This is a genomic window from Fluviibacterium sp. S390 (assembly GCF_049800695.1).
In the GTDB taxonomy this organism is placed as follows: Bacteria; Pseudomonadota; Alphaproteobacteria; order Rhodobacterales; family Rhodobacteraceae; genus Meridianimarinicoccus.
The window spans coordinates 1-12,728 of sequence record NZ_JBNAFN010000016.1 but is presented as its reverse complement, the minus strand read 5'-3'; the positions used below and the strand labels follow the sequence as shown (position 1 = coordinate 12,728).

The window sequence follows — 12,728 nt, the reverse complement described above, 5'->3', positions numbered from 1 at the left end:
CTCAGCCCCGTGCCGCCTGGGCCAGAATGTCGGTGATGTCCTGCGCCGAAAGCGGCACCGGGTTGCCCTTGGTGGAGGAGGCGGTCAGCGCCTGTTCGGCAACCGCATAGAAATCCGCCTCGGGCACGTGAAGCTGCGCCAGGGTCGGCACCCGTTGCGCAGTCACGAAGGCTTGCAACGCCACGATGCCTTGACCGGGGTTCGCGCCAAGCGCCTCTGCAAGCCAGCGTTCAACCGCCTCGAACCGCTGCATCGACATGTCCAGCTGCCGCGCTTTTTGCGCGTTCACGGTCAGGGCTGCGGCCAGCAAGCGCCCGCAGATGGCACCATGCGCCCCGCCCCGGCCACCGATGACCGAGGCCAGACCATGCACCACGCCCAGCCCCGAGTTGGCCAGCGCAAGACCGCTGAGATGACTGGCCCGCGCCATGGTGTCCCGCGCGGCGGGATCTTCCGCCTTGGCCAGTCGGCACAGGGCCCGCATCGCGTCGGGAATGGTGGCGCTGCACAGGGCATCGGTCACCGGATTGGCGCGGATGCACAGGTAGCTTTCGATCAACTGGGTAATCGCATCCAGTCCGGTGGCCATGGTCAGCGCCGAGGGCGCACCATCGGTCAGGGCCGGGTCGACGATGGCCAGATCCGGTAACAGGCGCGGATCGCGCAGGCTGATCTTCATCTGCCGGTCCGGCACGCCGATGACCGCGTTGCGCGTGGCCTCCGCCCCGGTGCCGGCGGTGGTGGGCAGCGCGACGAAGGGCAATGGATCGGACAGGTGGCGCGGCCTGGCATTGCCAAGTTCCAGGAAGTCGGCCGGATCCCCGTCACTGGGACACAGGCCCGATATGGCCTTGCCCAGGTCGATGACCGCGCCGCCGCCAACGGCCAGGATGCAATCGGCCCCGAAGTTGCGCGCCGTCTCGACCCCCTGCCGAACTTCGGGCAGGCTCGGCTCACCCTGTGACAGCAAGCTTTCGACCGCGATCCCGGCGGTGGCGAGGGCGGTTTCCAACTCGCTCACCCAGGCCACGGATCGACCGCGCACCACAAGCACGCGGGCCCCCAGCGCGCCCACTTCGGCAACCGTCTGGTCCCGGCATCCGCGGCCAAAGATTGTGCGGTCCGGGGCGGTCAGCGCGAAATCCGCCATGTTTCAGGCCCGCGTCGTTGCATCGACGGCGCGACGCCAGGCGGCGTATTTGGCCTCGCGGGTATCATCGGGCATGGCCGGTTCGAAACTGCGCTCCAACGCCCATTGAGCCGCGAATTCGGCCTGTGTAGGATAGATGCCCGCGCGTTGCCCGGCCAGCCAGGCCGCGCCCATGGCGGTGGTTTCCAGCACTTTCGGCCGGTCGACGCGGGCGCCCAGGATGTCGGCCAGAAACTGCATCGTCCAGTCCGAGGCGCTCATGCCGCCATCGACACGCAGGATGGCATCCCCGGCACCGCCCATGTCGGCATGCATCGCCTCCAACAGGTCGCGGGTCTGGTAGCCGACGCTTTCCAGTGCGGCGCGGGCGAATTCGGCGGGCCCCGAATTCCGCGTCAGACCGAAGATCGCACCGCGGCAGTCGGGCCGCCAATAGGGCGCGCCCAATCCCGTGAAGGCGGGCACCAGGATGACGTCCTGTCCCGGATCGGCGCTTTGCGCCAGCGGCTGGGTCTCGCGCGCGTCGTTGATGATCTTCAGCCCGTCGCGCAGCCATTGCACCACCGCGCCCGCGATGAAAATCGAGCCTTCCAGCGCATAGGTCGGTTTGCCGTCCAACTGGTAGGCGATGGTCGTCAGCAGCCGGTTTTGCGAGGTCACCGGCGTATCGCCGGTGTTCAGCAGCGCGAAACAGCCGGTGCCATAAGTGGATTTCAGCATGCCGGGTTTGAAACAGGCCTGCCCGACGGTGGCGGCCTGCTGATCGCCGGCAATGCCGCAGATCGGGATCGGACGGCCAAACAGGTCGGCGCGGGTTTCGCCGAAATCGGCGGCGCAATCACGCACCTCGGGCAGCATCGACATGGGGATGTTCAGCCGGTCGCAGATCGTTTGCGACCAGCGGCCCTTGCGAATGTCGTACAGCATGGTGCGGGCGGCATTGGTGGCATCGGTGACATGCACCTTGCCGCCGGTCAGGTTCCAGACCAGCCAGCTGTCGACGGTGCCGAAGATCAGCTCTCCGGCCTCGGCGCGGGCGCGGGCGCCTTCGACGTTGTCCAGCAGCCAGGCCAGCTTGGTGCCCGAGAAATAGGGATCCAGCAGCAGACCGGTGCGGGTGGTCACCGCCGCTTCGAACCCGTCGTCCTTCAGCGTCTTGCACTGGGCGGCAGTGCGGCGGTCTTGCCAGACGATGGCGTTGTGAATGGGTTTGCCGGTCTTGCGATCCCAGACCAGCGTGGTTTCGCGCTGGTTGGTGATGCCGATGGCGGCGATGCCCTCGGCGCCGATCCCGGCCGTCTTGATGGCCGCGCGGCAGGTGTCCACGGTGGTCGACCACAGATCGTTCGCGTCATGTTCGACCCAGCCCGAGGCCGGGTAGTGCTGGGCAAATTCTTCCTGCGCCGATGCAACCGCCGTCAGCGACGTATCGAACAGGATCGCGCGGGTCGATGTGGTGCCCTGATCGATGGCCAGAATGTGGGACATGACCGCCTCTCCTCAAAGCGAATTCGGGGCGCTCAGGCGGCGCCTCTGGATCTTGCATGCAGATGGTCGGGGCCCCGAGGAGCCCCGACCGGGGGGAGGTTACTGCCAGGACTTGATCAGCTCGTCATAGCTGACGGTCTGGGGCTCTTCGTCCTCGTTTTCCAGCTTGGCGTAAGGCGCGCCGGGCTGGGAGAACCAGTATTCCGCGTCACGCTCTTCGTTCAGCTTCGGACCGATATCGCCCTGGATGCCGGCGCGTTCAAGCCGCTCCAGCACGCGTTCCTGGTCGGCGCACAGCGCATCCAGCGCTTCCTGCGGGGTCTTGGCCCCCGACATGGCGTCGCCGATGTTCTGCCACCACAGTTGTGCCAGCTTCGGATAGTCCGGGATGTTGGTGCCGGTCGGCGACCAGGCCACGCGGGCGGGCGAGCGGTAGAACTCGACCAGACCGCCCAGCTTGTCCGCACGTTCGGTGAAGCTGTCATGCTGCACGGTGGATTCGCGGATGAAAGTCAGACCGACGTGGGATTTCTTCACGTCCACGGTCTTCGAGGTCACGAACTGGGCATAAAGCCAGGCCGCCTGCGCCCGATCGACCGGGGTCGATTTCATCAGCGTCCAGGAACCCACGTCCTGATAGCCGACCTTCTGGCCATCCTTCCAATAGACCCCATGCGGCGAAGGGGCCAGGCGCCACTTCGGCGTGCCGTCTTCGTTCATGACCGTCTCGGAGGCCACCAGCGGCGGCACGAAGGTGGTGTACATGAACATCTGCTGGGCAATCTGGCCCTGCGCGGGGATCGGACCCGCCTCGGAGAAGGTCATCCCCATGGATGCGGGCGGCGAGTACTTCTGCAACCATTCAATGGCTTTGGTCACCGCATAGACCGCCGCCGGCGCATTGGTTGCCCCGCCGCGCGCCACGCAGGACCCGGTGGGCTGCGAGTTCTCGTTCACGCGAACACCCCATTCGTCCACGGGCAGGCCGTTCGGCTCGCCCACGTCGCCCATACCGGCCATCGACATCCACGCGTCGGTATAGCGCCAGCCCAGCGAGGGATCTTTCTTGCCATAGTCCATGTTGCCATAGACGTCGCCTTCGATACCCATGTGCGACAGGTCGCGGCCAGTGAAGAATTCGGCAATATCCTCATAGGCCGACCAGTTGACCGGAACGCCCAGATCATAGCCGAAGGCTTCCTTGAAATCGGCCTTGTTCTTCTCGTCGTTGAACCAGTCATAGCGGAACCAGTACAGGTTGGCGAACTGCTGGTCAGGCAGTTGGTACAGCTTGCCATCCGGTGCGGTGGTGAACTGGGTGCCGATGAAATCATCCAGGTCCAGTCCAGGGTTGGTTACATCCGCGCCTTCGCCCGCCATCCAGTCTGTCAGGTTGCGCACCTGCTGATAGCGCCAATGGGTGCCAATCAGGTCAGAGTCGTTGACGTAGGCATCATAGATGTTCTCGCCCGACTGCATCTGGGTTTGCAGCTTTTCGACCACATCGCCCTCGCCGATCAGGTCATGAGTGACCTTGATGCCGGTGATGGCTGTGAAGGCCGGGGCCAGAACCTGGCTTTCATAGCTGTGGGTGTCGATGGTTTCGGAAACGACCTTGATTTCCATCCCTTCATAGGGCTTGGCCGCATCCACGAAGAACTGCATCTCGGCTTCCTGCTCGGCGCGCGACAGCGTCGACTGATCGCCGATTTCCGCATCCAGAAACGCGGTCGCCGCGTTCATGTCGGCGAATGCCGGACCCGCCAGCACCAGCAAGGCTGCCGTGGTGGATTTGAGGTTGAGGTTCATGTGAGTCCTCCCGTTTGAACCATAGTTGAGGATGTCTTATGCGCGACCGGGTCTCCTCCTTCCCCGGCCACGGGGCCTGTCCCTACACCCAGCGGAACACCGCGGCGGCGTAGATCAGGCAGACGATCAGGGCGTATGGTTGATGCGCCCCGACGATCCCGAGCCAGGCCAGATTGATGAAGGCCGAACCCAGAAGAGTGATGAAGAGCCGGTCGCCCCGCGTGGTTTCGATCCGCAGAATGCCCGTCCGGGGCGATTCCGGGAACTTGATTGCAAGCACCGTAAAGGTCACCAGCAACGATGCAATCACCATGAAGAAGATCGCGGTCGGCCAGGTCCATGCCATCCATGCCATTGTGAATCCTCCCTTTTCTGTCTTACACGCGGCCCAGGGCAAAGCCCTTGGCGATGTAGTTGCGGACAAAGTAGATCACCAGCGCGCCGGGAACGATGGTCAGCACACCGGCGGCGGCCAGCACGCCCCAGTCGATACCGGCGGCGCCCTGCGTTCGGGTCATGATCGCGGCGATGGGTTTGGCATCCACGGTGGTCAGCGTGCGGCTGAGCAGCAGTTCCACCCATGAGAACATGAAGCAAAAGAAGGCCGCGACCCCGATTCCGCTGGCGATCAGCGGCATGAAGATCTTCACGAAGAAGCGCCCGAAGCTGTAGCCGTCGATATAGGCGGTCTCGTCGATCTCTTTCGGGACACCGCGCATGAAGCCTTCCAGGATCCAGACCGCCAGCGGCACGTTGAACAGGCAATGCGCCAGCGCCACCGCGATATGCGTGTCGAACAGGCCGACCGAACTGTAGAGTTGGAAGAAGGGCAGGGCGAAGACCGCCGGCGGCGCCATCCGGTTGGTCAGCAGCCAGAAGAACAGATGCTTGTCGCCCATGAAGGAATAGCGGCTGAACGCATAGGCCGCGGGCAGGGCCACCGCCAGGCTGATGGCGGTGTTCATCACCACATAGATCAGCGAGTTCACATAGCCCATGTACCACGCCGGATCGGTCAGGATCGTGGCGTAATTGGCAAAGGTCAGGTTGCGCGGAATCAGGGTGAACTCGTTCAGGATCTCGGTGTTGGTCTTCAGGCTCATGTTCAGCAGCCAGTAGATCGGCAGCATCAGGAACAGCAGGTAAAGACCCATTACCACGGCGCGGCTGTTGACCTTCGGCAGCGACAGGCGGCGCGGGCTGGATTGGTTGACGGTCATGTCGGCCATGTCTCAGCTCTCTCGCTTTTCAAGGGTGGTCATCACGGTGTAGAACACCCAGCTGACCAGAAGGATTACAAGGAAATACATCAGCGAGAACGCCGCCGCAGGTCCAAGGTCGAATTGTCCCAGCGCCATCTTCACAAGGTCGATCGACAGCAGGGTCGTGGCGTTGCCCGGTCCACCGCCGGTGACGACGAAAGGTTCGGTGTAGATCATGAAACTGTCCATGAAGCGCAGCAGGATCGCGATCATCAGCACGCCGGTGATCTTGGGCAGCTCGAGGTAGCGGAACACCTTCCAGCGCGAGGCCTGGTCGATCTTGGCGGCCTGATAATAGGCATCCGGGATCGACTTCAGCCCGGCATAGGCCAGCAGCGCCACCAGCGAGGTCCAGTGCCACACGTCCATGACCACCACGGTGATCCAGGCGGCAACGGTGTCCTGCGTGTAGTTGTAGTTGATACCGAGGCTGTCCAGCGCATAGCCCAGCAGGCCGATGTCGACACGTCCGAAGATCTGCCAGATGGTGCCCACCACGTTCCACGGGATCAGCAGGGGCAGGGACATCACCACCAGGCAGAAGCTGGCCCAGAACCCAGATTTCGGCATGTTGAGCGCCACGAAGATGCCCAGCGGCACCTCGATTGCCAGAATGATCCCCGAGAACATCAGCTGACGCCCCAAGGCATCCCACATTCGTTCGGAGTCCAGCATTTCCTTGAACCATTCCAGGCCGGCCCAGAAGAACTGGTTGTTGCCGAAGGTGTCCTGCACGGAATAGTTGACCACGGTCATCAGCGGGATCACCGCCGAGAAGGCCACCAGCAGCAGCACCGGCAGTACCAGAAACCATGCCTTTTGGTTGACTGTCTTTTCCATTAGCTCGCCCCCTCCTCGGACGATTGCGCCGCATGGCGCGCTGTCACAGCGGATGCCCGGCCGATGCCGCGACCCGGTTGGTCGCGCGGCGGTGTCATCCGGCCTCTCCCTGTACGCGCCAGTCGTTGGCGTAGACGTTCACATGCGCCGCATCGAAGCTGACGCGGTTCATGTCGGCGCTGACGTGATCGTCCTCGCCGGCGATGATGTTGATGTCGGTGCCAAAGAACTCGGCCCGGATGATCTTGTGGCGGCCCACGTCCTCGACCCGGCGCACCTTGACCGGCAGGCCCTCGGTCTGCGACAGCCGCGCGAATTCCGGGCGCACGCCGATCTCGACCTTGCCCGACAACGGCTTGTAACCCTGCGCCAGATCCATATGGGCACCGTTCAGATAGGCCTTGTTGCCGTCGATCCGCACCGGGATCACATTCATCCCCGGCGAACCGATGAAATAGCCCACGAAGGTGTGCTCGGGGCGCTCGAACAATTCATCCGGTGTGCCGATCTGCACGACGCGGCCGTCGTACATGACCACCACCTTGTCGGCGAAGGTCAGTGCCTCGGTCTGGTCGTGAGTCACATAGATCATCGTGTGACCGAAATCGTGGTGCAGCTTCTTCAACTGGGTGCGCAATTCCCACTTCATGTGCGGGTCGATGACGGTCAGCGGTTCGTCGAACAGCAGCGCGTTGACGTCCTTGCGCACCATGCCACGGCCCAGGCTGATCTTCTGTTTGGCATCCGCCGTCAGGCCACGCGCCTTCTTGCTCAGCATGTCCTCCATGCCGATCATGCGGGCGATTTCCTGCACGCGCTCGGCCACATAGGCCTCGTCGCGGCCCCGGTTGCGCAACGGGAAGGCCAGGTTGTCGCGCACCGTCATGGTGTCATAGACCACCGGGAACTGGAAAACCTGCGCGATGTTGCGTTCCGCCGTGGGCGCAGCGGTCACATCCTTGCCGTCGAACAGGATGCGCCCCTGCGAGGGATGCAACAGCCCCGAAATGATGTTCAGCAACGTGGACTTGCCGCACCCGGACGATCCCAGCAGGGCATAGGCGGCGCCGTCATCCCAGTCGTGGTTCAGCTCTTTCAGCGCGTAGTCATCCTCGCTGGTCGGGTTCGGCAGGTAGGAATGGGCGAGGTTGTCGAGTGTGATCTTGGCCATCTGTTTCTCCCTCAGGCCGCCAGCGCATAGGCGGCGGGCGCAACCAGCTTGCCATCTTCACCGAAGATGTAGACGTGACGCGGATCCAGCCAGACCGACAGGGCCTCGCCGATCGGCAGGTCGTGAATGCCGTGCACCAGCCCGACCCAGCGGTCGCCGTGATGATCGAGATGAATGAAGGTCTCGGACCCGGTCAGCTCGGTGACGTTCAGCGTGGTCTTGAATTCCATGGCGTCGCCGACATGCTGGCCGATTTCCAGATGGTTGGGCCGGAACCCTGCGGTATAGCGGCCATCCGCCAGATCGCCCAGCTTGCCCGCGGCAGGCGTGCTTTGGCCGTCGCCGAACATGATGCGGTCGCCGGTTTTCGAGATCTGCAGGAAGTTCATGGGCGGATCGCTGAACACCCGCGCGGTGGTGGCATCCACCGGCTGGCGATAGACATCGGGTGTCGGACCGAACTGGGTCACGCGACCTTCCCAAAGGGCGACGGTATTGCCGCCCAGCAGCAGCGCCTCTTCGGGTTCGGTGGTCGCGTAGACGAAGATCGCGCCGGAGGCCTCGAATATCTTCGGAATCTCGACGCGCAATTCCTCGCGCAGCTTGTAGTCCAGGTTGGCCAGCGGTTCGTCCAGCAGCACCAGGCCGGCGTTCTTGACCAGCGCGCGGGCCAATGCGCAGCGCTGCTGCTGCCCGCCGGACAGTTCCAGCGGCTTGCGGTCCAGCATCGGCGTCAGTTGCATCAGCTCGGCGGTTTCACGCACCCGGCGATCCACCTCGGCCTTGTCGATCCCCAGCAGCTTCATCGGCGACGCGATGTTGTCGTAGACGCTCATCGACGGGTAGTTGATGAACTGCTGATAGACCATGGCCACCTTGCGATCCTGCACGCGTTGCCCGGTGACGTCCTCTCCGTTCCACAGGATCTGACCCGCCGCGGGCGCATCCAGCCCGGCCATCAGGCGCATCAAAGATGTCTTTCCCGACAGCGTCGGCCCGAGAAGCACGTTCATCGTGCCGTTTTCCAGCGTCAGATCCGTGGGATGGACATGGGTTTGTCCGTCCTTGATCTTGGATACGCCTTTCAGTTCCAGCGTCATCAGGTCCTCCTCCTTATCCCACGGCCGATGTTTGGGTCGTGGTGTGGCGGCGCTCTGCCATCCAGGTGTTCAATGCGGTGATCTCGTCGCGCGTCAGGCGCAGGCCCAGCTTGTTGCGGCGCCAGACCACATCTTCGGCGGTTAAGGCAAATTCGTGCACCATCAGCCAGGTGACCTCGGTTTCGGTCAGGGTCGCGCCGAAATTGCGCCCCAGATCGCCAGCTTGGGTTGCATTGCCCAGAATGTCACGCGCTTGTGTGCCGTAGGCGCGCGCAAGGCGGCGGGCCCAGAACGCATCCAGGAACGGATAGTCCCGGCGCAGGCCCTCGACCAGCGCGTCAAACCCGTCCACCGGAAAGTCACCGCCCGGCAGGGGTACACCGGCGGTCCACGGCTTGCCCTTGCTGTCCAGATGATGCGCGATCTTTTCCAGCGCGTGTTCGGCCAACCGGCGATAGGTGGTGATCTTGCCGCCAAAGATGTTCAACATCGGCACGCCGCTGCTGGTGTCCACCTTCAGGGTATAGTCGCGCGTCGCCGCCGTGGCGCTGCTGGCGCCGTCGTCATACAGCGGGCGAACCCCGGAATAGGTCCAGACCACGTCGGACTCGTCCAGGTCCTGCTTGAAGTACTGGTTGGCGAATTTCAGCAGATAGCGCCGTTCCTCAGGGGTGCATTCCGGCTTGGCTGAGGGGGCGGGATGTTCGGCATCGGTGGTGCCGATCAGGGTGAAGTCGGTTTCATAGGGGATGGCGAAGATGATCCGACCATCAGTCCCCTGGAAGAAGTAGCACTTGCCGTGGTCGAACAGCTTGCGGGTCACGATATGGCTGCCGCGCACCAGCCGTACGCCTTCGCGCGAATTCAGCCGCACCTTGGTCTGGATGATGTCCCCGACCCAGGGACCGCCGGCATTGACCAGCATCCGGGCGAAATGGGTGTGCTCCGCGCCGGTTTCGCTATTGCGCGTTTTGACCCGCCACAAGGCGCCATCCTTTTCGGCGCTGACAACCTGCGTGCGGGTCATGATCCGGGCGCCGCGCGCCTCGGCATCGCGGGCGTTCAGCACCACGAGACGCGAGTCCTCGACCCAGCAGTCGGAATACTCATAGGCGGTAGAGAACCGGTCCTGAAGCGGCGCACCTTCGGGCGTGCCGGTCAGTGCCACGGTCGAGGTTCCCGGCAGGATCTTCCGCCCGCCAAGGTTGTCGTACAGGAACAGCCCCAACCGGATCAGCCACGCGGGCCGACGGCCCTTCATCCATGGCATGAAGATGCCCAGAAGTTTCGACGTTGGCGTGTCGGATTCGAAGCGCATATCTTTATGATAAGGAAGCACAAACCGCATCGGCCAGCTGATGTGCGGCATGGCGCGCAACAGCACCTCCCGCTCGATCAGGGCCTCACGCACAAGGCGGAATTCGAAGTATTCCAGGTACCGCAGCCCGCCGTGGAACAGCTTGGTCGAGGCGGAAGACGTGGCCGAGGCCAGATCGTTCATTTCGGCCAGGGCCACCGTCAGACCGCGCCCCGCGGCGTCGCGGGCAATGCCACAGCCGTTGATGCCACCGCCGACGATGAACACGTCCGTCGTCTGGTCTTCGGTCGCTTGAGCCACGCGAATCTCCCCCTAACGCGTCTACGAGGCGGTTATCTCAAACAGTGACGCTTCGAGCAAGAAGAATGTTCGTTTATGATCGTTTTATAGGGTTCAGCCAAGATTTCGCGGATTTCTCGGGGGAAAGACTCCGCAAAACACCACAGAAACGAAAATCCTTCAGCCGTTTGTTGCTTTTCTGCGCGCAGTACGCCCTGATGACGGGTACGCAAGAATAGAACCGAACACTCTTCAGGACCACGCCAGATCCATGTCGCAGACCTTTCGCCATCCGGAGATCCTTGAAATCGCGCGCCGCGAGGGCAAGGTGACCGTCGAAGGTCTGGCGGCGCATTTTAGTGTCACCCTTCAGACGATCCGGCGCGACCTGACCGATCTGGCCGAAGCCGGGCGGCTGGAGCGTGTGCATGGCGGCGCCGTTCTGATGTCGGGCACCACCAACATCGGGTATGAAGAGCGCCGCTCGCTCAATCCCTCCGCCAAGCAGGCCATCGCGCGGGCCTGCGCGGCACGGATTCCCAATGGCATTTCCCTGTTTCTGAACATCGGCACCTCGACCGAGGCGGTGGCACAAGAGTTGCGGCATCATGAAAACCTCATGGTGATCACCAACAACATGAACGTGGCCAACATCCTGGTCGCCAACCCGTCCTGTGAAATCCTGGTGACGGGGGGCCAGTTGCGCCGCGCCGATGGCGGGTTGGTGGGCAATCTGGCGGCCGAAACCATCCACCAGTTCAAGTTCGACCTGGCGGTGATCGGCTGCTCGGCCCTCGATCAGGACGGGGATCTGCTGGATTTCGACATTCAGGAGGTCAGCGTCAGCAAGGCCATCCTGCACCAGTCGCGCAAGACCTACCTGGTGGCCGACCACACCAAGTTCTCGCGCAGCGCGCCCGCCCGGATCGCCTCGATCGCCGATGTGGATGCCTTCTTCACCGACCGACACCTGTCTGCAGATCTCGCGGCCTCCTGCAAGGACTGGCGCACGGAAGTTGTGGTGGCCGAACAGGATGATCCCGACCGCTCATGATCCCGCGCCTTCGCGCGGCCACGAGACCGGGGCATCCCACACGAACCACTTCACACGCTGAACCGCCCGGGACTTGCGCCAAGGTGAACAACTGCACTCCAGATATTACATAATTCTGTTTACGGGTATCTTGCGGCACACGCCGGTGGATTCACAAACGAAGTGCAAATTTTGTACGAATACAGAGAGTTGCATGGAGTATGAAGAATGGGAACCCACTATTGTCACCTGAAGCTGGACGAACGGCGCAAGCTCGCAAAGTGGCTGGAAGCCAAAATGCCGGTCTCAGAGATTGCGGATAGATTGTGCCGCGACCCCTCGACGATCTACCGGGACATTAAGCGGAACCGATATACTGACGAAGAAATACCGGAGCTGAACGGCTATCACGCTCTCGTCGCTCAAGACAAATACGAGCAGCGCCGTGCTGTCCATCGCAAGATGATCGCTCATCCTGAACTCAAGGCCGCCATCGAGGATCGGCTGAAGGCTGGCTGGTCGCCAGAGCAGATAGCCGGTCGCATGCGATTGGAACGTCATCCGATCCGCGTGAGCCACGAGACGATCTATCGCTTCGCCTATTCCAAGGACGGTCGCGAGGAGCAGTTTTATCGGCACCTTCCCGAACATCGCCGCCGCCGCAGGCCGCGTGGCTATCGCAAGCATAACCGGACCCACATCTTCGACGTTCAAAGCCTGTCCCACAGGCCTGAGCGCATCTCTGAGCGTGCCGAGTTCGGCCATTGGGAGTGCGACCTGATGATGTTCCGCAAGGAGCATGGAAAGGTGAACGTGACGTCTCTGGTCGAGCGCGTCAGTCGTTTCGCCGTTGTCATGCGCAATGAGGATCGCCAATCCAAACCGATCATGGAGGCGCTGATCCAGGGGCTAGCTCCCCTGCCCGCCGATGCACGCCAGTCGATCACCTTTGATCGCGGCACCGAGTTCTCCGCCTGGCGGCACCTGAAAGCCGGGATAGGTGCAGATGCATGGTTTTGTGACCCACAAGCTCCGTACCAGAAAGGCACAGTCGAGAACACGAACAACAGGCTGCGGAAGTATCTCCCCAGATCCACCGAACCGACGGCGCTGACAAATCGATACTTGAGGTCGATTTGCCACCGCGTCAATTCCACGCCGCGCAAGTGCCTCGGCTACCGAACGCCCGCTGAGGTGTTTCAAAGCGAGCTGATGGAGTTACAGAACCGGCTGGAGTAAAACGACATATCAGGAACTGCACTTCACCGTGAGCTCACA

At 62.6% G+C, this 12,728-nt stretch carries 11 protein-coding genes; 2 read left to right on the top strand and 9 right to left on the bottom strand.

Annotated elements, in window-relative coordinates; all coding sequences use genetic code 11:
- Position 1: 1 nt before the first annotated feature.
- From ACP15K_RS13195 to glpD, 9 genes are all read right to left on the bottom strand, one after another.
- Entirely contained in the window at positions 2-1,150 is a 1,149-nt protein-coding gene (locus ACP15K_RS13195; protein ID WP_193141370.1) for an iron-containing alcohol dehydrogenase, read from the bottom strand.
- A gap of 3 nt (positions 1,151-1,153) precedes the next feature.
- Entirely contained in the window at positions 1,154-2,638 is a 1,485-nt protein-coding gene (gene glpK / locus ACP15K_RS13190) for a glycerol kinase GlpK (RefSeq protein ID WP_193141371.1), read from the bottom strand.
- Positions 2,639-2,737: 99 nt separating this feature from the next.
- Complete coding sequence (locus tag ACP15K_RS13185) at positions 2,738-4,447, bottom strand: ABC transporter substrate-binding protein (protein ID WP_424990724.1); 1,710 nt, start codon at positions 4,445-4,447, stop codon at positions 2,738-2,740.
- 82 nt (positions 4,448-4,529) lie between these two features.
- Complete coding sequence (locus ACP15K_RS13180) at positions 4,530-4,802, bottom strand: DUF2160 domain-containing protein (RefSeq protein ID WP_193141373.1); 273 nt, start codon at positions 4,800-4,802, stop codon at positions 4,530-4,532.
- A gap of 22 nt (positions 4,803-4,824) precedes the next feature.
- The gene (locus ACP15K_RS13175; RefSeq protein WP_394355459.1) at positions 4,825-5,667 is read right to left on the bottom strand and encodes a carbohydrate ABC transporter permease; all 843 of its coding nucleotides are present in this window, start codon (positions 5,665-5,667) and stop codon (positions 4,825-4,827) included.
- A gap of 12 nt (positions 5,668-5,679) precedes the next feature.
- Positions 5,680-6,549 carry a carbohydrate ABC transporter permease gene (locus tag ACP15K_RS13170; protein WP_424990723.1) on the bottom strand — a complete coding sequence of 290 codons (870 nt, stop codon included), beginning with the start codon at positions 6,547-6,549 and terminating at the stop codon, positions 5,680-5,682.
- A 94-nt stretch (positions 6,550-6,643) separates the two neighbouring features.
- A complete protein-coding gene (locus ACP15K_RS13165; RefSeq protein ID WP_193141376.1) occupies positions 6,644-7,720 on the bottom strand; it encodes an ABC transporter ATP-binding protein in 1,077 nt (358 codons plus the stop codon).
- Positions 7,721-7,731: 11 nt separating this feature from the next.
- On the bottom strand, positions 7,732-8,820 hold the full coding sequence (locus ACP15K_RS13160; protein ID WP_424990722.1) for an ABC transporter ATP-binding protein: 1,089 nt from the start codon (positions 8,818-8,820) through the stop codon (positions 7,732-7,734).
- A 13-nt stretch (positions 8,821-8,833) separates the two neighbouring features.
- Positions 8,834-10,438, bottom strand: a complete 1,605-nt coding sequence (glpD, locus tag ACP15K_RS13155; protein ID WP_424990721.1) for a glycerol-3-phosphate dehydrogenase — start codon at positions 10,436-10,438, stop codon at positions 8,834-8,836.
- A 250-nt stretch (positions 10,439-10,688) separates the two neighbouring features.
- On the opposite strand from glpD, the gene ACP15K_RS13150 reads away from it, so the two are divergent.
- Both ACP15K_RS13150 and ACP15K_RS13145 read left to right on the top strand, forming a co-directional pair.
- Positions 10,689-11,471: a DeoR/GlpR family DNA-binding transcription regulator gene (locus ACP15K_RS13150; RefSeq protein ID WP_193141379.1), complete on the top strand. Its 783-nt coding sequence runs from the start codon at positions 10,689-10,691 to the stop codon at positions 11,469-11,471.
- A gap of 207 nt (positions 11,472-11,678) precedes the next feature.
- Positions 11,679-12,689 carry an IS30 family transposase gene (locus ACP15K_RS13145; RefSeq protein ID WP_424990000.1) on the top strand — a complete coding sequence of 337 codons (1,011 nt, stop codon included), beginning with the start codon at positions 11,679-11,681 and terminating at the stop codon, positions 12,687-12,689.
- The last annotated feature ends 39 nt before the right edge of the window (positions 12,690-12,728 follow it).